The sequence below is a fragment of the Glutamicibacter sp. BW77 genome (assembly GCF_002332285.1).
GTDB lineage: Bacteria > Actinomycetota > Actinomycetes > Actinomycetales > Micrococcaceae > Glutamicibacter > Glutamicibacter bergerei.
In genome coordinates, this window is sequence record NZ_NRGT01000048.1 from 16,473 (window position 1) to 34,750 (window position 18,278).

Genomic DNA, 18,278 nt, shown 5'->3' on the forward strand with positions numbered 1-18,278 from the left:
CATTCAGCAGTCATACGGCGATGACGATACGAGTAGTGATCGCGCAAACCAAGAGAACAACGACTCCTAGTCGTTGGGAACCGTTGGTTCCCGTGGGGATACCAAAATTATTGATAGCAGGAGCCCTCAACTTACAAGCTGAGGGCTCCTAGCTTTACCTTCTATGCAGCCTGAAGTCTGTGGAGATATTCAGGAGCAACAATAAAATCTCTGATTGCGCGCATTCAGTTCGCTGGTTCGTCCAACTCTCCGGGCAACCTAAAAAATCATCAGCCGTCTCTGGTCGACGTGAAAAATACTGCTCTGCCTGCCTGCAGCAAGCCAACCTCGCTGAAACACCAGCGGACCGTTCGGTTTCGGCATTGAGCTTGGCCAGGACGGTTTCCCAGAGTCCAGCGGCCGCTTATTTTTCTGGGTTGCTGAGGTTAATCCGAATTGGACCGCGAACGCGGTCGGCTTCTACTGGTTTACCTTTTTGCGTGGCTACGACCTCGCCCTGCGCGGCCATTTCTGCCGTTATTTGGCGCACTTGGTTCACATAACCGCGCCAGGAATTTTCTGGTCCGCTCACTATGCGTGCCACATCGCTGGGACAGATGGAAGTGCCGGCCCTTTTGCTCAACAGGGCCCGGATGGCCGCGGCAGTCCGGTCGCTTAATGCTTTCGGCTCGGGATCCTCCCACCAGGGCTGGCCGCGTTCTCCCAGTGCAACCTTTGCGTCATTCACCCTTTTTCTGGCGTCAGCTTTGCCTTCCTTCACCGCTCGGCGGGCGGACATCAGTTCGTCGACCAGCTCCTGATGAAGCTTCGGGGGAATCCAGGGATTGGAAGCCCTCCATTTCCTGCCGTTAATGACGAGGTAATGTCCGTCGGGCGTGGTTTCAGGTGCATTCTCTTCCGGTGTCATCAGCTTCCCCGTGTTCAGTGGTTTTGTAGCTTCAAAGATCTGATTCTGGGTGTGCTCCATAGTGCTTGCCAGCCATCAGTGACACCTTGCGACGCAACTAGTTGCAATCCGGTTGCCAGTAGTCCTCGGAACCTTGGGTAAGCCCGGAGGCTGTCCAACTTCGGGCAGATCCAGGTGCATGCGAGGGCGGGGAGCCACCCACTTCCAGTGAACCGCCGAGTGCATCCGCGCTCCGCCCGCTCAAGGCGCGCGGGTAACTGCTGTTTGCACAGACTTATCACGTTAAATTCGCTACGCGAAGCCTGAGCCACCTCTTCACCGCAGCCGTCATTTGCAACTTGCAGGAGCCGTCCCACAGGACACCTGCGAATAAAGCTCGTCTCCAGCGCCTCTACAGGCAGGTGATCCCTAGGGGATCACCTGCCTGTAGACGAGGAATAGCTATTTAGCTCTGGTTTCTATAATCGTTGATGCTGCCTTGAGCTTCGTGCTGAAGATGCTCAGTCTCACTGGAAGCCTCGGACTTGACGCGATCCATGGACTGCTGGGACGAGTCTTTGAGCTCTTCGGCTGCAGTAGCCACTGGCTCTTTCATATCCTGAGCAATTTGCTGGGCCGTCTCGGTGAGCTCGGTGGCCAGTGGTTCAACTTTGTCCTTGGCCTTCCCAACCAGTTCTTCCTCGGCACGAGTCGAGGGGATCATGGAGGACGCAAGCAGGCCGGCACCAAAAGCAATCAATCCTGCTGCGAGCGGATTGCCCCTGGTCTGATCAGCCACCTTATGCGGCGCATCATGAACTGCTTCCGAGGTTTCGTGCCCCAGATGCTGGGTACGCTCACTCATCTCTTCGCCCCTTCCCATCACTGATTCCTTCACCTTGGTCACGGAGTTCTTGAATTTTTCGCTCTGCCGATGGGCAATGCGAGTGGGACTAGCCTTGTCGACAATTGCGTCAATGTCATTGCGCAGCCCTTCCCGCGTCTGGGCAATGTCTGCCCTGAGTTCGTCAGCATTCTTGCTCATGGGGTTTCCTCTCTTGGAGTAAAAGCTGAAGGGATTTTCTTTACTGTGCCAGCGGTCTGAGGCAGGCCTTTGACCTCTTTGATCTTTTTGCGTCCTACGGCGGCCAGGATTCCAGCGATAATCGCCCAGATCGCCGCGATGATCAATGCCGCCCAGCCGTAACCAAGCCACTGCGCAACACCGACCCAGGCTGCCAATGAGAGGAAGAGCAACACGAAGTGCGCTGCGATCCCTGCTCCGGCAAACATTCCTGCGCCTTGGCCAGCGTTGCTTGCTGATTCTTTCAGCTCGGTTTTGGCAAGCTCTATCTCTTGACGGACGAGAACCGAAACATTCTGCGTCAGGTCGCTGAAGAGCGTACCCAGCGACTGCTGCTCCTCGTTTCGCGGATCTCCTGGTTCGAAGTCTGAAGGCGAATGTGTCATCGGTTCCTCCTACTTGTAATCTTCGGAGCGTGGATCCGCAGGAGGATATGAACGCAAGGGATCAACCACAACGGTTTCATCCGGAACCCGCGACTGCAGCTGCACTGGCTCAGCTTGCGGTGCCGCCGATTGAGTGAAATGCTCGTCAGCCGCTACGGGCGATCCGGCAGCGGGGACGGTGTCCTTCGCTGTGGGTGAACCGTTCTCCGACGCGATTCCCTTGCCGCGGGCATCTTGCTTTGAAGTGCCGGCATTGCGCGTGATCCGTCCTGCGAGGAGACCCGCGCCCAGGGCGATACCCAGGAACGCTCCGGGACGCTTGCGCGCAAACTGCTTGACCTCGTCGACTAAGTCGCCGGGTTCTCGTTGATCGAGCCAGTCGGCAATCTGACCACTGTGATGGGAGGCTTGGTCAACCAAAGTGGCTGCAGTTCCCGAAGCCTGGGACTGATCCAGCATGGAGCGGAACTCATCACTGATGTCACGCAGATTCGTCGCGACTTTCTGCTGCTGGAGTGAGGCTTGCTCACGCAGATCGGAGCTGAGTTCGCCCAGCAGGTCCGCTGCTTGCTCTTTGGCCTGTTCTCCAAGCAGAGACGCTTCATGCTTAGCGGTGTCCAGGACTTCCGTTGCGGCGTGCTGCCCTTCCTGCGCGAGGTCCTTAGCCGTCTCAGCTGTCTTGCTGGTATTGGACTGCGACGTCGTATCCTCCCGGTCCTGATCATCAGCGATGTCCAGATGTTCCGGAAGAAACTGATCGTTGCGCAGGTTGGGTGCGGCAGGTGGGAGAGTTTCCCGCCCAGTTGCCTGTTCCGGCAAATTCGGTGATGGGCTGGAGCTTGGAAATTGGTCGTTGCTCATTTCGTGCCTTCCACTAGAGTCTGAACTTGTCCCTTACGTGAGCAAGATTAGAGACCTCCGAGAATCGCGACAGAAATTATTCGAAATCATAAGGATTCTTTCAGCTTGGTGAACTGGGACACGCTGATCGGTGATCTGGTCACCGGGTGCAGCCGGTTACTATCCGAAAGAGATTAAAACTGCCAAGAATGGCTAACGGTAAAATTTCGCAGCCAGGCGCGGTAGGGCATCGCTTGCGAGGGCGAGCTGATCCACTGGGGTAGGGGAATTTTTACTTTGGCCATCCCCTTTTTCGAGCCTATATTTCAAGAACGTTAGCCGCTGGCCAAATCTGTATTTTGTCCAAAGCCTGTTTGGTGAGTTCTGGGCTACGGCACGTGGAGAAGGGAGAAATGTTTAGTTCGGAGGCCAAGCGGCAGGGGAATCGATGGAAAAACGCAGGAGCCCCGCGCGTTTCTGCGACGGGGCTTCTGCAAGCGGTCTGAACGCCAATCACCATCTAGCAAGAAGACGGTGAGCGCGTTTTGAACGTCCCCACGTTCTTAGGTCAACCGCCGAACCTACCTCTCAGGCTAAGCCCCGAACAAACTAAGCGCCTTCCTTTTCAGGGTTTGACTAGTTTTCGACTCGACAAGTGGCAGCGCGTCGGGGCACGTTGTGAAAGCACGGCAGCTGGCCACAGCATGTAAATCTGTGCAGAAATCCAGAGAATTTTTACCCGACGACTCGTACGCTATACAGACATCTCGCGACACCGTTTTCGGCTCCGATGGCTGCAGCAGAAACAGGCCGCGCGCTGCCTCCGACACTTGATGGAATTCTTCAACTGAAGCCGTGCAGAACGTAAGCCAGTCATTTCTCCTTATTCTCTGGCCTCGGGTTTGTTCCAGTTCGCTTCCTTTTCTTCTTCTGCTTCCTCGTGCTGGCGCTCTGCGGAAATACGCAGTTCCTTTCCTTCTTGGACATCTTTCTCTTCCTTGGCAACTTGTTTCTCGCTTGCCTTGATGTCACGAGGTGGCAGCTGGATAGAGCTTTCTGCGGCAATGCCTGATTGCAGCTGGCGAGCACGTTCGAGTTCCGCGTCGAACACCACCCCGAACAGAAGCGAAAGGTTTCCAATCCAAATCCACAACAGCAAAACGATCACGCCACCGATGGCGCCGTAGGTCTTGTTGTAGTTTGAAAAATTCGAAACGTAGAAGAAGAACCCCAGAGTCGCTAGCCCTAAGATCACCAAGGAGATGGCCGAGCCGAGGCTGAGCCATCGGAATTTGGGCTGCCGGACATTTGGTGTGCCGTAGTAGAGCAAGGCAATCATGAATACCGCGGCCAGAAGGATTACCGGCCACTTGGCGATATTCCAGACCATGATCGCTGTGTCCCCGAGGCCGATGAGATCGCCCAGAGTGCGGGCCAAGGGACCGGAGACAGCCAGCAGAACCGCTACGGTCGCCGCGCACAAGAGCAGCGCGAGGGTGATCAGCAGCATTACTGGTTTCAGTTTGTAGGCTGGCCGGCCTTCTTGCACGTCGTAGATCTGGTTGATCGAGCGGCCGAAGGCGCCCACATAGCCGGACGCGCTCCACAGCGCGCCTAAGAGACCAACAGCAAGGGCGAGTCCGGCAGACGGAGTAGAGGCGAGTTGCTCAATTGGCTGCTTCAACGTCTCGACTACCTGATCGCTTGCGAACTGCTCAAGAATGCCGACAATGTTCCGCGTCGTCGCTTCCGCCTGCCCCGCAATTCCGAGCAGCGAGACCATGGCTAGAAGCGCAGGGAAGATGGAGAGCATTGCGAAGTAGGTCAGCGAGGCGGCAAGGTCCGTGCACTTGTTGCGCGAGAACTCGCTGATTGATCTTTTGAAGGCATATTTCCATGAGCTGCCATGCAATTGCGTCGGGGAATCCGGCTTGGCTTCGTCTTCCGGTTCCGGGGCATCTAGATACTTGCGGCGGGTATCGGTGGCGGTGCCGTCCTCGGTCTGGACCCGGCTTTCACCCGGATTTCCGTCTGCCGAATGTGATCTGGACATTCCAAAACCTCCGCAACGTCGTTGCTAGTCAAATTTTAAGCATTCAATCAGAAGCAATCGAACCAGATCAACGGCTTAGATAGTTTACTCAGGTAGTGCGCTAGCTTTAGCTGATGGCCACCGGCTAAGAATCGCCCACGAATGCACCTTCGCCGGCTTCGAGCACAGCTCGTTTCGACTTGGTGAGTGGTTTTACTGGTTCGTGTCCTACGCGATGGAACTGATTCAATCACGGTATCGCATATCCCAGGACTCTCTGCAGTTTCACGTCCGGGAATCGACTCAGCCTGCGAATGGATGCAAACCACATGGTGTTCTCGCCGTGAACCGCATATGTGTTTTGCTGCAGGCCGCCGGGAAATTTTCCTCTGCGCCTGAATTCTGCGTCACGGTGTTCGTGTCCGTATCCGTGTTCCTTTAGACTTACCCAGAACAATCCCATTCTGCTTCACCTCAGGATGCGCGCCATGTGATTCAGCGAGGAATATTTCCGGTCGCTTCTGTCGAACCTTGTGGGATTGCTGAGTAAAATTCTGCGGTCTTGACCTATAGGTGTTACCGGCGAGTAAAGTATGAAACCTGCAGAACTATTGGACAACCAGGAGTTCATGGTGAACACTCCCCGTAAAGACATTCATCTGTCTCTCTCAGATGACCAGTATGATGACCTGACCAGCGCGCTGGAAGCCCACCGCGACTCCATGCAGCAGTTCGCCAGGGAGTCAGTACTCGGTTTCGGATTAGATTCCACGTATTGGTCTCACCGCGTCACCGAAGTCCAAGATCTGCTGGAAGCCGTCCGCCGGCTAGCAGCAGGAGAAAGCCCCGACGCGGTCAAGCAAGACCTACAGCACCACTCGCACGAGCACCCCCAGCAGTAGCCCGGGATTCGTCGTCAGACTCAGTGCGTTTGCTGCCCAAGGCAGATTGCTTTTAGCTGCCCTGGAAAGGCTGGTACAAGGATCATGGGTACAAGCGTTTCCCTTGGCGCAACGTATCCACCACGGCATTGAATGCAGGGATCGGATGCGCTACCGCGCAGGAATCCCAATACTTCACTCGGAAAGTCACTGACCCTCGATTTTGCGTGCGAATAAACAGCTCATTGATCTGGTCCGTGTCCTTTTCCAGATCGACTGACTGCAATGCGGGGTTCGGCATGGAAACATGCAAGAAGTTGAGCTCATCGGTCCCAGCATCGAGCATGGCAACCAGCACCGAACGACCGTGCATGGACACCAAGCCCATGACGTCGTTGACAGGTTCGGTTGGAACCGTCATGATAACTGGCATTCCCTGAACCCAGCCGTAGGCGGCGAGGTGGTTACGTCCTTCACGTGATCCAAGCAGTTCGGTCACGAGTTCGGCCGTTCGAGTACGTACAAGACGTCCTGGCATTGGTACTACCTCCACTATAGTTCTTGAATTTTCCGAGTGATCCCCATCAGCTTGGAACAAGACGCAACGCAGACTGGCGGCCCATCGTTGCGGTTCTCTAGTGTGCTTCCACCTTAAAAGATTAGAAGCAGCAAAGCCAGCAATAAAGATGAATGGCAAGAAAAGTTCACGTCAACACCTCGGCATCTGCTATTTCTCGGCTTCAATTCGCCTGAAATATGGACAGTTTGGTCGAATAGATCCGAGTAAAATTCCAGTCCCATCAGCCAAATTCCCGGAACTCCACGTTGATTATCATGAGCGTCGAAATATCCTGGAATTGAGATGGATGATCGGGCCTGAAAGCATGCATTTGTGGGAGCGGGCAATCACTTAGTGTGTGCCGGGTGCCGGAGTGGCATTTGCATCGCTGTTGTCGCTGCGAACATAGAGAGGTATTTGGTGGATGGCGGCGCTATGCGCCCAGAAAGCGACGCGGAACGGCATAAGCCTGTTATTGCTGTGCCTGACACAGAGCTCGGCGAGCGTAGTCCCAGACGGCAGAGGCGGGACTCTGGTGAAGACAGGGCTGGGAACGGTGACATGCCATAGCTGCAGTTCATCGTTGGGTGCATCGGTAAGCACCAAGAGTACGGCCCGCCCATGGATGGAAATAAAGCCCATCACGTCTTCAACCATCTCGGAACCTTGCGCAAAGACTACCGGCATCCCTGAGACCCATCCGTATGCCGCGAGATGCCTTTGAGCTATGGGGCAGTGCAGCAGTTCATTGAGGCGTTGGATCGCATGCGTGTGCAGTTCAGGGGTGTTCATATCTTCCTCCGTTGACAGCAGCTGTTCGAAAGCTGCTCGACCACGAGCTTCCTGAATCTATATTCAGGCGCATTCCCCGGGTTTCGCATTGCGCGCTCGGTGATCATCGTGGAGTGATCTTCTGAGGATATCTTCCTTGCCGGAGCTTATAAAGTCTCCAGCACCTCCGAATTTGCTGGAGGAATTATCAGCAACGAAGCCGGATTTCATAAAAGGACTGATCAGCCTAAAAATCGCCTTCTTATTTGATGCGCTGGATGTGCTGGACATCTCCATGCCGCGAGCCTTCTAACGCGATGAGATCTTCAACGTCCGCACGATAACTGGTTTGGCTGTTACGCGCCGTCCACCGCTAAGTCAAGATCTTTTGGAATCTTCAGAACTGGCTCCACCTGTCGACGGACAAATGGATTTTATAAGCTGTCCGTCTAGATTCCTTCGGATATTGGGCATAGTCTGGAGCACTACAATCAATTCGTCTTTGGGGGACCGGATTATTGTGCAACGCCGACACCACGTGACCTACCTATTGCCCAGAACCCAGCGAGCACGATATAGCAAACCGCTGATGATCTGGACAACTTCCGTGCTGTCCGCACTGAGCCTCACAGGTGCTCTGGCTTGGCCGCTACTGGCTCAGCCGGCAGACCTCAGAACAGGTTCGATACCGACAGCAATTGGATCCCTGGACACGGCAAGCTTTCACGACTATCCCATAGTTGTCAGTGAATTTGCGCCGTTGGCGGTCTTCGCTGGCTCCGGCAAAGAACTTGCAATTGATGGGCGCCCCGCAAATATCCCAGTCGTTCAAATTGGTGACAGCGGCCAACTGAATGAAAACGACGGCTTAACTACGTTCCCAAGTCAGCAGCAATCTGCGCAGGAACCGGCACAACGCGCATTATTGGCAGGACGAGTTGGGTCTGTGGGCAAACTGCCTGGCGGGCTTCAACTGATGCATCCGGTCACGACCCGGAGAATTTCGAGCCCTTATGGTTGGCGCGCAAATCCAACGGGTGCAGGGAACCAGATCCATATTGGACAGGATTACCCCATTGCCTGCGGCTCCCCGGTCTACGCCAGCGAATCCGGTCGAGTAGTCGTCGCCAACTGGGCCGGCCACTCGGGCCTGCGGGTCACCCTCGATCACGGATATAACGTGCATACCGGATACAGCCACAATTCGAAGCTGCTTGTTCGAGCCGGCCAGAACGTGCAACGAGGAGAAGTCATTGCCCTGTCGGGCACCACAGGCAACTCCACCGGATGCCACGTGCATTTTGAGGTGCTCCTCGATGGCCGGTGGAATGATCCTCGGCTGTATTTGCCTGCTAACCCTGGTCAGCCAGAAGCCATGATTGATTCCACTTCGCTGACTGTTGACGCTAGGAACGCACCCAAGGCAGAGTCGAAGAACAAGATTGAAAAAGAGAAGAATCCTGATGTGGTGGTGCCAGAAGATGACACGCCGGTCATACCGAAACCGGAACCTACGGTTTCGGCAAAGCCATCTGCTCCTCCGAGACCGCCAACGGTTGCGCCGACACCATCAACTCCTGCGCCACCTTCCAGGTCGCCAAGCGCTGAACCATCAAAAACTGCCATGCCAACATCATCGCCGACGCCGAGCAAACCTGAAGAAGTGAAGCCTACGCCGTCTTCGCCGACGCCGAGTCTGAGCCCTTCGCCATCGCAGAGCCAGAGCCGGCCGCCTGAACCCAGTGCCTCGCATATGGTCAGCCCAACGTCTACCACGTCGCCGTCGCAGACGCCTTCAGTACATACACCGAGCAGCAAGCCTACGGTGCCCGAAGCATCACGGACGCCCAGGGCTACAACCAGCCCAAGCCTTCAGCTTATTGAGGAAGTTCCGAGTTCTTCCCCGGTAGCTCCTCCAAAGCAGACTCCAACCGCCCGGGCAACTTCGAGGCACGAAGAGTCCAAGAGTTCAGTCTCTTCGCCACCGACTAAGTCCGGGGAATCCGGCAAGCAATAGCTTCCGGTCGGGTGCGAGCCAAAAGCCGGTGGCGTCAGCCCCTAAACCGGGGCATTGCGTCCGCGCCGAAATGCAGAGACGGTAGGGTCGCCGGGCAACCAGAAACGCCATGGAAACTCAGATCCGCCGGCAACACCGGCGACTCCCACTCGTGGACCAATGCAAATCTGCGCCGGGTAATCCAGTGGCGATTGCAGCGAGAAAGGGGAGGAGAACAAATCCAGTCCATCATGCTCAATCCGAGTGACGCCCAGCGACTGAGCCACGTTGCCAGGCCCGCGGGCCAGCTGGCGGCCTGGAATTCTGGTGCCGCTGCCTTGGCGTTTTCTGAGTCTTCTCTGTTGGGCAATCTCGCTTCCCTCGATTATCTCGCCCGCGCGGATGAGTACTCCCGAAGCGGAACCAGCTGGCGAACAGACAAAATTGATTGCGTAGTGCATTCCGTAGCTGAAGTACACGTATGCGTGGCCCGGCTCCAAAAACATCGATGCGTTGCGTTCGGTACGGCGGTCCTTTGAATGGCTTCCAGGATCGTACGGTCCGTGGGCGCCCACACCCATATAAGCTTCCACCTCGGTAATGCGCAGGGTCACCATTCCTTCGGCGGAGTCCACAGAAAATTGGGAGCCGAGTAATTTCGGTGCAACATGCAACGCGTCCTGAGTGAAAAATTCGCGGTTCATCTCTCAAGTATTAGCAGATCCGGTCAAAGTGTCGGTTGCCGCTGTGAAGATGCTGTTATCGGATGCATGGGGCATCGGATACCTCGCACCCACAAAGGAACATCAATGAAAAAGCACATGGTGACTTTGGCCAGCTTCTTGGCCTTGCTCTTTGCCCTGACCGCCTGTGGCGTTTCCACCCAAGATTTTGAAGCGTCTCAAGCATCTACCGCCGCACTGGACAGCGAGAAGCAGGCATTGCAGGCGGAACTTGATACCGTAAACGCCCAGCTGGAAACCGTCGAGGCAGAGGCGGCCAAGCTGCGTGAAGCCGAGGAGAAGCGCGAAGCGGAATCGAAGGCGGCAGCAGAGCGTAAGGCGGAAGAGAAAGCCGAGCAGGACAAGGAAAAAGCAGCGAAGGAAGCTGCCAAGAAAGCCGAAGCGGCCAAAGCTAACAAGGCAAAGAAGATTTCCAAGCGTGCACTGGCTCAGATTGTGAAGAAGCCAGACTCGAACATAGATAAGAACGTCATCATCTATGCCAAGGTCACCCAGTTTGATTCGGCCACTGGCCCTTGCATCTTCCGCGCTGACGTCGCCCACGCGCACGTGGGAAAGTACGACTACGAGCACAACTCAATGTTTACCGCCGGTGATGGTCTATCTGACTGCGACATTCTGGATGACGTACTGGCAGATGACATCATTCAGGTCACCGCAACGGTCACCGGATCCTTGAGCTACGACACTCAAATTGGTGGATCCACTACCGTTCCCAAGTTTGAGGTCATCAAGCTCAAACAACTCTGATCATATTTTCATTACTTACAATCGGCTCGGTTCCTGCTCTGCGCAGAGACCGAGCCGATTGCCGTTGAGTGAAAAGACGGAAACCAGCCGGAAACATTTGTGAGCGCAGATTGTTACACGCAAGCGTTGATCGTCACGTCCCCGAAATCAAAAGTGCCTCCTGCCGAAATATCGCTGGTCAAGAATTAGTACTTGAAAGACCAGATTCACTCACCGATACACCTAACACTTTTGAGGAGATGGGTCCCTGATGCAGTTGGATACAGCCAGCTTATGGATCATGATCGCCGCAGCGCTAGTTCTCTTGATGACACCGGCACTTGGCCTGTTTTACGGAGGAATGACCCGGTCCACCGGTGTGGTCAATATGATGCTGATGAGCTTCTCCGCCGCAGCACTGAGCGCCATCGTCTGGATCCTGTGGGGCTACTCGCTCTCTGCAGGACAACCAGCGATTGCCGGAATTATCGGCAATCCGTTCAGCGACATCGCGATGCACAACACCGAGCCAACCGGGCTTCTCACCGCCGGTTTCTCCGGGACCTTCGCATTGATTTCGGTAGCTATCATCTCCGGGGCCATCGCTGACCGCAGCCGCTTCGCCCCATGGCTGCTCTTTGTGCCGCTGTGGGTTTCACTGGTCTACGCACCGGTGGCCTTCTGGATCTGGGGTGGCGGGATGCTGTCAGCAGACGGTTTCCTCGGAAGCATCTTCGGTGAAGCCATCGACTTTGCCGGAGGCGCGGTGGTACACACCAACGCCGGTGTTGCGGCCCTGGTTCTTGCGCTCAAGCTCGGACAGCGTCACAACTTCCATGACCGTCCCCAGCCGCATAACACTCCACTGGTGATGCTCGGCGCTGCACTGCTCTGGTTTGGCTGGTTCGGTTTTAATGCCGGGGCCGCCACCACCGTTGAACAGGCCGGATTGATCTGGATCAACACCATGGGAGCTCCAGCCGCTGCGATCCTGGGCTGGATCTTCGTGGAGAAACTCCGCGGACAGCGCCCGAGCTCGGTCGGTGTGGCCTCCGGTCTCGTCTCGGGACTCGTAGCCATTACCCCAGCTTGTGCAGACGTGGCACCGTGGGCCGCCCTGCTGCTCGGACTGATTGCCGGTGCCGGCTCTGCCTGGGCAGTCAACCTGAAATGGAAGCTCGGCTACGATGATTCGCTTGATGTGGTGGGGGTGCACCTGGTCTCCGGAGTCATCGGTACCTTGTTCCTTGGATTCCTTGCCCTGCCTACCGAGTCGAACGCCGGCGGGCTGTTCTACGGCGGGGGAATGAGCCAGCTGATTGCCCAGTTCATGACGCTCCTGGTGGTGCTACTCTTCTCGGCGGTGATGACCTGGGTTATCGCCACGGCCATCGAGAAAATCACGCCATGGCGTGTCTCGGCGCAGACCGAAATTGAGGGTATTGACGCCGCCGAACACAACGAAAGCGGCTATCTCTGGGCAGAGAACAAAGCCTGAGGAAATCTGAAACTATAAGAAGCTCGCCGGTTGGATCATCCACCGGCGAGCTTCTGCATATTTGGCCGAAGATGTGAAAATCATGGGAATTAGTTGATTTACTGGCAAGCAGTTTGAAGGTTACCTAACGTGGCTGGCATCCACAGGCAACCTATTCGAAGCTGGGAACGTGTCATGACAAATCAACCAGAACAGCCATCGAAACCGGCGCATCCGCCAGTACTATCGGGTCCCGGACAAGACAGTGAAACACTCACCACCACGCAAGGCGCTCCGGTGAGCGATACCGACCACTCATTGAAGGCCGGCGAGCGCGGCCCCACGCTATTGCAAGATCACCATCTTCGCGAAAAGATCATGCACTTTGATCATGAGCGGATCCCCGAGCGGGTGGTCCATGCCCGTGGGGCGGCAGCTCACGGAACATTTGTCAGTTATGGCAATGCTTCGCAGCTGTGCCGTGCCGACTTCCTGCAGCCGGGCAAGGAAACCCGCGTTTTTGTCCGTTTTTCCAATGTGGTAGGTTCCCGCGGTTCCATGGACACGGCGCGTGACACCCGGGGGTTTGCGACCAAGTTCTACACCGAGGAGGGAATCTTCGATTTGGTGGGGAACAATATCCCGGTGTTCTTCATCCAAGATGGGGTGAAGTTCCCGGATCTGGTTCATGCGGCGAAACCGCATCCAGATGTGGAGATTCCGCAGGCGCAATCAGCCCATGATACGTTCTGGGATTTTGTGTCGCTGCATACTCCGGCGCAAGCGCATGCAATGTGGCAGATGAGTGACCGGGGGATTCCACGCTCATACCGGATGATGGAAGGATTCGGTGTCCACACCTTCCGGATGGTCAGTGACAGCGGTGAATCTTCGTTGGTGAAATTCCATTGGAAGCCTACGCTCGGGGTGCATTCGCTGGTCTGGGAAGAATCCCAGCTTGCGGCCGGCGCCGACCCGGATTTCCACCGCCGTGATTTGGCCGAGGCCATCAGCGCGGGCCATTATCCGCAGTGGGAACTAGGTGTGCAGATCCTTCCCGATGATGGCACCTATACCTTTGAAGGCATTGACCTGCTTGATCCGACCAAGTTCATTCCTGAGGAACTGGCTCCGGTCCAGGCCCTGGGAAAGATGGTGCTTGACCGGAACCCGGAGAACTACTTTGCCCAGACGGAGCAAGTTGCCTTTCATCCGGGGCATTTAGTGCCGGGCATTGATGTCACCGATGATCCGTTGCTGCAGGCACGTTTATTCTCTTATCTTGATACCCAGTTAACTCGTCTTGGCGGACCGAACTTTGCACAGATCCCCATCAACCAGCCGAAGTCGCCGGTCAATGACATGTTCCGTGATGGCTTCCACGAACATCGTGTGCCGCAGGGCATTGCCCCATACCAGCCCAATTCCTTGGATGGAGGTTGCCCGTATATGTCACAGATGGCTTCGGGGGAACATCCGCCGTTGGACTTTCCCCAAGCACTGGGGGATAGCGAGAAGGTGCGTGCCGAGCCGGCGAGTTTCTCCGATCATTACAGCCAGGCGCGGTTGTTCTACCTGAGCCTCACCGCGCAGGAGCAGGCCCACGTACAGCAGGCGTACTCCTTTGAGTTGGGTAAGTGTGCCGATGTTGCGGTTCGCCAGCGGCAGGTGGACTGCCTGACGCACATTGATCAGCAGCTGGCCTCCTCCGTGGCTGAGGCCTTGGGACTGGAAGCACAGCGGGCCCCCGCAGACCTGCCGCAGCCACAGCCCAGTGCAGCACTTTCGCAGATTGGAGATCGTTGGCCGGTTGACGGGCGCAATGTTGCGGTGATCTTCAACCGGGGCAATGAAGAGCACGTGGCGCAGATTTCCCAAGACTTGACCGGTTTGGGCATGAACCCCCTGCTGGTCTCCTCGAAAGGCGGACAGATAGCGGATGGGCTGCCGATTGACCGCACGTATCTGACCGCCCGTTCCATAGAATTTGATGCGTTGGTGCTCATTGGACCGCTTCCGCCGGCCGGTGATTCTTCGGTAGCGCTTGATGCGAAGGCCGGGGCACCCAGCGCAGGATTCATTCCAGTAGATCCAAGGGTCTCGTTGCTGGTCAATGAGGCTTACCGGCACAGCAAAGCCATTATCTGCATTGCCGGCCAGGGTGACGGTCTGCTGGATGCGCTTGGTATTGTCGATGACGCTCCGGGGGTCAGTACCGTTGACGTTGGCGCGGTCGCTCAAACGGCCGAGGACTCATTGGCGGAACATCGTGCGTGGGAGAGGTTCCCTGTCGCTGAGTAAAGCTTCAGGCATGAGGACGGGTAAACCCTGTACGGGGTTTGCCCGTCTGAGTGCTGTTCCTGATAGTTCCCGGGGATAGGTGGGTTGGCATCCCACGGTGCAGTACGTTCGAGGCATTAGTAACTTGGAGGAGAAATCTTTGAGATACGAAAGGATGGGTTGACTATGAGCCAATCCCATAGCCGTCCTCGTGGTGCTGCTTTGATAGGCATGAGTCTGGTGCTTGGACTCGCTGGATGTTCGCAGGCGATTCCCGTGGATCCGGAAGGCACGCTTGACTCGGTACGCAACGACACCTTGCGCATTGGGCTTTCTCCCAATGAATCTCTGGTGGAAATCAAGGGGTCCTCCTACCAAGGCAGCGAAGTCCAGTTGGCCAAGGACTTCGCGCAGAGCCTAGGCGCCAAAGCTGAGTTCATTGTCGGGGGAGAAGAAAGTCTGGTCAAAAAGCTTGAAGAGGATCAGGTTGATTTAGTGGTGGGCGGGATCAGCAGTAAAACTCCGTGGTCCAAGAAGGTCGGCATGACCCGTCCTTACACACAGATCATTGATGAGAAGGGCAAGAAAGAAAAGTTGGTTCTGTTGGTTCCTCCCGGAGAGAACGCTTTTCTTGGCGAGCTTGAGTACTTCTTGGATCAGACTCAGGAGATGCCATGAAGCCGGAAGCTGGAACGCACCTGCCCGAAGAGCAACAGCAATTGATGCGCCGGGCGACCAAGCTGGAGTGGATCAGCATCGGCTATGCCGCCTGCACTATTACTCTCGTCGCGTTGGTGGTCGGTAATTCCCAAGCAATGCGTACTGCCTGGGTTGAAGACATGCTCTCGGTTCTGCCGCAGGTAGCCTTCCTAACTGCCGGCATCTACGTTCGTAAATCCCGGCGTCCAACTCATCCCTATGGGTACCACCGGACCATGAGCGCCGGACACCTGGTGGCGGGAGTCGCCTTGCTGGCCATTGGCGCGCTTTTGGCATATGAAGCAATTTCAGCGCTGGTCAAGGTGGAGCATCCAACCATCGGAACCATGAACCTGTTCGGGTACACGATCTGGCAAGGCTGGCTGATGATCGCAATTATGACGATGCTAGCCATACCTGCGGTGATTCTAGGGCAGTTGAAAATCAAGACGGCCAAACCGCTGAACAATAAGTTGCTCTATGCAGATGCTTCCATGGCCAAAGCAGATTGGCAGACTAACGTCGCGTCCATTGTCGGGGTCGGCGGCATCGCGTTCGGCTTATGGTGGCTAGATGGCGTCGCAGCGCTGGTGATCTCGGTGGGCATCGTGCGCGACGGCTGGACGAATACCCGCTCGGCTACCGTGGATCTGCTGGACCGCCGGGCTACTTCCTATGAGGGAAAAGATCCCCACCCACTGATCCCGGAATTAGAAGCGCAATTGCAGTACTTCGGCTGGATCAAGGACTGCGGGATCAGGGCCAGGGAACTGGGCCAGGTCCTGCACGTCGAAGCGTTTATCGTTCCAGTAGCCGTGGACCTGACCATGTCCCAAATCCACGAAGTGCAAGCTGCCTTGGAAGATACGGATTGGAAAGCCTATGACGTGGTGGTGACGCCGGTACTTGAACTACCGGACTTCTTTTCTCAGCCGCGCGAAGTGAAGAAATGAATCCTGCGCGGTCACCGATGCCAGGAAATCGGACCCCCGGAGCCATGCTCCGGGGGTCCGCAACGTTTCCGCAACGTTTCCGCAACGTCAGGTCAGCAGATTAATGAGCTCGCGCCTAGTCGGAGCTCTTACGTGTGCGTTCCATGTCTGTGTAGACCTCAAGCAGCTGCAAGGCGCGCTCGCCGGTTTGCCCTTCTGATTTCAGGCCTTTGCGCATATTTTCCAGCGTCCGTTCTCCTTGCGGGAATGGGGCCAGCAAAGGGACATTTGGATCGGTATGCATTTCCAACAGCATGGGGCGGTCACAGGCCAAGGCCTGCTCCCACGCGTCGGCAATCGAGTCCGGGTTGGAAATGCTCAGAGCCGACAGGCCCAGCATTTGTGCGTATTCGGCGAAGGGGAAGCCTGGAAGATCCTGGCTTGGCCGATAGCGTGGCTCGCCTTCGGTTTCCCGTTGTTCCCAGGAGACCTCGGCGAGGTCTCGGTTATTAAAAACGCAGATGATGAAGCGCGGGTCCTCCCACTCTTTCCACAGCTCGGAGAGTGTCACCAATTCGGCATTGCCGCTCATCTGCATTGCCCCATCCCCAGCCAGGACAATCGTTGGGCGCCGCGGATCACGCAGCTTTGCCGCCAGCCCATAAGGGACGCCAGCGCCCATGCTGGCCAGGGTGCTGCATAGATGCGCCGGCACCCCCGGTGGCAACCGAAGCTGCCGGGCATACCAATACACGCAGCTTCCCACATCCACGGCTACCTGCGCCTCGGATGGGATCAACCCGGATAGCTCATGCACCACCCGTTCCGGGTTGATGGGATGTGCCGGAGTCATTGCGCGCTTCACCGCCACGGACCGCCACTTGGCAACTTCCGCACGCACCTGATCACGCCAGGGCTTGCGCCGCGCGGTCGCCGGGGACAACCGTTCTTCCAATGCACGCAAGGTATGTGCGGCATCGGCAACTAGTGCCACGTCTACCGGATACCGGTTGCCCGGACGCCGGGCATTGATATCAATCTGAATGGCCTTTGCCCGGGCACCTGGCGGATAGAACTCGGTCCACGGATCATTGGACCCGACAATCAGCAGCAAATCGCAGGCCTCCAGAAGGGCTGCGCTTGCGGTGCTGCCCAAGTGGCCCATCACCCCGGCTGCCTGCGGCCAGGATTCGTCAACATAGGGTTTGCCCAGCAAACTCGTGACAATACCGGCATCCAGAAGCTGAGCCACGGAGTGAACTTCTTTTGTCGCACCGCGCGCGCCCTGGCCCACCAGCATCACGATTTTCTCGGACTCATTGAGCAGCTTGACCGCTTGCTTCAGTTCCGGCTCCCGGGGTACCACCAACGGCGCTTCCCACACCACCGCGGTGGGAATCTGCGCGTGTGTGGTTCCAGGCTGTGCAGCGTCGGCTTGCTGTACGTCGTGCGGCACAATCACTACCGCTGGACCGGAGGAAGCCAGAGCGGTGCGGATTGCCCGGTCCAGCACGAGGTGCAGTTGCTCTGGCGCGGTAATTTGCTCGCAATAGACCGCAACGTCTTTGAACATCGCTTCCAGATCCAATTCCTGCTGGTATCCGCTGCCTAAGGCGGTGGTGTTCTGCTGGCCGACAATGGCAAGCACCGGCATTGAATCCAATTTGGCATCATAAAGCCCGTTGAGCAGATGCACGGCGCCCGGACCTTGGGTTGCAAGCATCACTCCCAGATCCACTGCCGCGTTTTGGTCTGCCGTGTGTTCATCGGCGTACTGCCCGAGCCCGTATTTGGAATGGGCCACGGCCATGAACGCGGCATTTTCCTCGTGCCTGGCTTGGACAAAACTCATGCCGGACTCGCTGCGCCGCAGGGCACCGAGTATCGGATTGATTCCGTCCCCGCTGTATCCAAAGAGCCGGGTAACACCCCAGGTGTGCAATCGTGCGATAAGTTCGTCGGCCACGCTCTGGCTGCTCATAG

18 protein-coding genes are annotated in these 18,278 nt (G+C 56.5%); 7 read left to right on the plus strand and 11 right to left on the minus strand.

Annotation, left to right across the window (positions count from 1 at the left end; all coding sequences use genetic code 11):
- Positions 1–403: 403 nt before the first annotated feature.
- From CIK74_RS06370 to CIK74_RS06390, 5 genes are all read right to left on the minus strand, one after another.
- The gene (locus tag CIK74_RS06370) at positions 404–967 is read right to left on the minus strand and encodes a DUF3253 domain-containing protein (protein ID WP_240520473.1); all 564 of its coding nucleotides are present in this window, start codon (positions 965–967) and stop codon (positions 404–406) included.
- A 385-nt stretch (positions 968–1,352) separates the two neighbouring features.
- The gene (locus CIK74_RS06375; RefSeq protein WP_096254948.1) at positions 1,353–1,931 is read right to left on the minus strand and encodes a DUF3618 domain-containing protein; all 579 of its coding nucleotides are present in this window, start codon (positions 1,929–1,931) and stop codon (positions 1,353–1,355) included.
- Positions 1,928–2,356: a phage holin family protein gene (locus CIK74_RS06380; RefSeq protein WP_096254949.1), complete on the minus strand. Its 429-nt coding sequence runs from the start codon at positions 2,354–2,356 to the stop codon at positions 1,928–1,930. The genes CIK74_RS06375 and CIK74_RS06380 overlap by 4 nt, the downstream gene beginning before the upstream one ends.
- 9 nt (positions 2,357–2,365) lie before the next feature.
- Positions 2,366–3,217 carry a hypothetical protein gene (locus tag CIK74_RS06385; protein ID WP_096254950.1) on the minus strand — a complete coding sequence of 284 codons (852 nt, stop codon included), beginning with the start codon at positions 3,215–3,217 and terminating at the stop codon, positions 2,366–2,368.
- 862 nt (positions 3,218–4,079) lie between these two features.
- On the minus strand, positions 4,080–5,249 hold the full coding sequence (locus CIK74_RS06390) for a YihY/virulence factor BrkB family protein (RefSeq protein ID WP_096254951.1): 1,170 nt from the start codon (positions 5,247–5,249) through the stop codon (positions 4,080–4,082).
- Between the two features lie 572 nt (positions 5,250–5,821).
- Here CIK74_RS06390 and CIK74_RS06395 point away from each other — a divergent pair.
- On the plus strand, positions 5,822–6,130 hold the full coding sequence (locus CIK74_RS06395; protein ID WP_096254952.1) for a hypothetical protein: 309 nt from the start codon (positions 5,822–5,824) through the stop codon (positions 6,128–6,130).
- Between the two features lie 82 nt (positions 6,131–6,212).
- On the opposite strand, the gene CIK74_RS06400 is transcribed toward CIK74_RS06395, so the two are convergent.
- A complete protein-coding gene (locus tag CIK74_RS06400; protein ID WP_096254953.1) occupies positions 6,213–6,647 on the minus strand; it encodes a hypothetical protein in 435 nt (144 codons plus the stop codon).
- Positions 6,648–7,019: 372 nt separating this feature from the next.
- On the minus strand, positions 7,020–7,460 hold the full coding sequence (locus CIK74_RS06405) for a hypothetical protein (protein WP_096254954.1): 441 nt from the start codon (positions 7,458–7,460) through the stop codon (positions 7,020–7,022).
- A 136-nt stretch (positions 7,461–7,596) separates the two neighbouring features.
- On the opposite strand from CIK74_RS06405, the gene CIK74_RS18700 reads away from it, so the two are divergent.
- Positions 7,597–7,752, plus strand: coding sequence for a hypothetical protein (locus tag CIK74_RS18700; protein WP_170947770.1), 156 nt, complete (start codon positions 7,597–7,599; stop codon positions 7,750–7,752).
- Positions 7,753–8,361: 609 nt separating this feature from the next.
- Here CIK74_RS18700 and CIK74_RS19005 read toward each other — a convergent pair.
- The 3 genes from CIK74_RS19005 to CIK74_RS06415 form a co-directional block, all read right to left on the minus strand.
- Positions 8,362–8,739 (minus strand): hypothetical protein, encoded by a 378-nt coding sequence (locus tag CIK74_RS19005; protein WP_240520474.1) that lies wholly within the window; start codon positions 8,737–8,739, stop codon positions 8,362–8,364.
- Between the two features lie 62 nt (positions 8,740–8,801).
- The gene (locus CIK74_RS19010; protein ID WP_240520475.1) at positions 8,802–9,215 is read right to left on the minus strand and encodes a hypothetical protein; all 414 of its coding nucleotides are present in this window, start codon (positions 9,213–9,215) and stop codon (positions 8,802–8,804) included.
- Positions 9,216–9,497: 282 nt separating this feature from the next.
- On the minus strand, positions 9,498–10,139 hold the full coding sequence (locus CIK74_RS06415; RefSeq protein ID WP_096254956.1) for a DNA-3-methyladenine glycosylase: 642 nt from the start codon (positions 10,137–10,139) through the stop codon (positions 9,498–9,500).
- 105 nt (positions 10,140–10,244) lie between these two features.
- Between CIK74_RS06415 and CIK74_RS06420 the strand changes: the two genes are divergently transcribed.
- From CIK74_RS06420 to CIK74_RS06440, 5 genes are all read left to right on the plus strand, one after another.
- Positions 10,245–10,928 carry a hypothetical protein gene (locus CIK74_RS06420; RefSeq protein ID WP_096254957.1) on the plus strand — a complete coding sequence of 228 codons (684 nt, stop codon included), beginning with the start codon at positions 10,245–10,247 and terminating at the stop codon, positions 10,926–10,928.
- A 250-nt stretch (positions 10,929–11,178) separates the two neighbouring features.
- A complete protein-coding gene (locus CIK74_RS06425; RefSeq protein ID WP_096254958.1) occupies positions 11,179–12,405 on the plus strand; it encodes an ammonium transporter in 1,227 nt (408 codons plus the stop codon).
- A 174-nt stretch (positions 12,406–12,579) separates the two neighbouring features.
- Positions 12,580–14,685 carry a catalase gene (locus CIK74_RS06430; protein ID WP_096254959.1) on the plus strand — a complete coding sequence of 702 codons (2,106 nt, stop codon included), beginning with the start codon at positions 12,580–12,582 and terminating at the stop codon, positions 14,683–14,685.
- A 165-nt stretch (positions 14,686–14,850) separates the two neighbouring features.
- Positions 14,851–15,342, plus strand: a complete 492-nt coding sequence (locus tag CIK74_RS06435) for a transporter substrate-binding domain-containing protein (RefSeq protein ID WP_240520476.1) — start codon at positions 14,851–14,853, stop codon at positions 15,340–15,342.
- Entirely contained in the window at positions 15,339–16,316 is a 978-nt protein-coding gene (locus CIK74_RS06440) for a cation transporter (RefSeq protein WP_096254960.1), read from the plus strand. The genes CIK74_RS06435 and CIK74_RS06440 overlap by 4 nt, the downstream gene beginning before the upstream one ends.
- A gap of 115 nt (positions 16,317–16,431) precedes the next feature.
- On the opposite strand, the gene CIK74_RS06445 is transcribed toward CIK74_RS06440, so the two are convergent.
- Positions 16,432–18,276 (minus strand): thiamine pyrophosphate-requiring protein, encoded by a 1,845-nt coding sequence (locus CIK74_RS06445; RefSeq protein WP_096254961.1) that lies wholly within the window; start codon positions 18,274–18,276, stop codon positions 16,432–16,434.
- Positions 18,277–18,278 lie beyond the last annotated feature (2 nt).

What these genes read in the sequence shown, in the direction of transcription:
- CIK74_RS06370 (WP_240520473.1), bottom strand. Translation starts at nt 967, where the DNA reads ATGGAGCACACCCAGAATCAGATCTTTGAAGCTACAAAACCACTGAAC.
- CIK74_RS06375 (WP_096254948.1), bottom strand. Translation starts at nt 1,931, where the DNA reads ATGAGCAAGAATGCTGACGAACTCAGGGCAGACATTGCCCAGACGCGG.
- CIK74_RS06380 (WP_096254949.1), bottom strand. Translation starts at nt 2,356, where the DNA reads ATGACACATTCGCCTTCAGACTTCGAACCAGGAGATCCGCGAAACGAG.
- CIK74_RS06385 (WP_096254950.1), bottom strand. Translation starts at nt 3,217, where the DNA reads ATGAGCAACGACCAATTTCCAAGCTCCAGCCCATCACCGAATTTGCCG.
- CIK74_RS06390 (WP_096254951.1), bottom strand. Translation starts at nt 5,249, where the DNA reads ATGTCCAGATCACATTCGGCAGACGGAAATCCGGGTGAAAGCCGGGTC.
- CIK74_RS06395 (WP_096254952.1), top strand. Translation starts at nt 5,822, where the DNA reads ATGAAACCTGCAGAACTATTGGACAACCAGGAGTTCATGGTGAACACT.
- CIK74_RS06400 (WP_096254953.1), bottom strand. Translation starts at nt 6,647, where the DNA reads ATGCCAGGACGTCTTGTACGTACTCGAACGGCCGAACTCGTGACCGAA.
- CIK74_RS06405 (WP_096254954.1), bottom strand. Translation starts at nt 7,460, where the DNA reads ATGAACACCCCTGAACTGCACACGCATGCGATCCAACGCCTCAATGAA.
- CIK74_RS19005 (WP_240520474.1), bottom strand. Translation starts at nt 8,739, where the DNA reads ATGCACGTGGCATCCGGTGGAGTTGCCTGTGGTGCCCGACAGGGCAAT.
- CIK74_RS06415 (WP_096254956.1), bottom strand. Translation starts at nt 10,139, where the DNA reads ATGAACCGCGAATTTTTCACTCAGGACGCGTTGCATGTTGCACCGAAA.
- CIK74_RS06420 (WP_096254957.1), top strand. Translation starts at nt 10,245, where the DNA reads ATGAAAAAGCACATGGTGACTTTGGCCAGCTTCTTGGCCTTGCTCTTT.
- CIK74_RS06425 (WP_096254958.1), top strand. Translation starts at nt 11,179, where the DNA reads ATGCAGTTGGATACAGCCAGCTTATGGATCATGATCGCCGCAGCGCTA.
- CIK74_RS06430 (WP_096254959.1), top strand. Translation starts at nt 12,580, where the DNA reads ATGACAAATCAACCAGAACAGCCATCGAAACCGGCGCATCCGCCAGTA.
- CIK74_RS06435 (WP_240520476.1), top strand. Translation starts at nt 14,851, where the DNA reads ATGAGCCAATCCCATAGCCGTCCTCGTGGTGCTGCTTTGATAGGCATG.
- CIK74_RS06440 (WP_096254960.1), top strand. Translation starts at nt 15,339, where the DNA reads ATGAAGCCGGAAGCTGGAACGCACCTGCCCGAAGAGCAACAGCAATTG.
- CIK74_RS06445 (WP_096254961.1), bottom strand. Translation starts at nt 18,276, where the DNA reads ATGAGCAGCCAGAGCGTGGCCGACGAACTTATCGCACGATTGCACACC.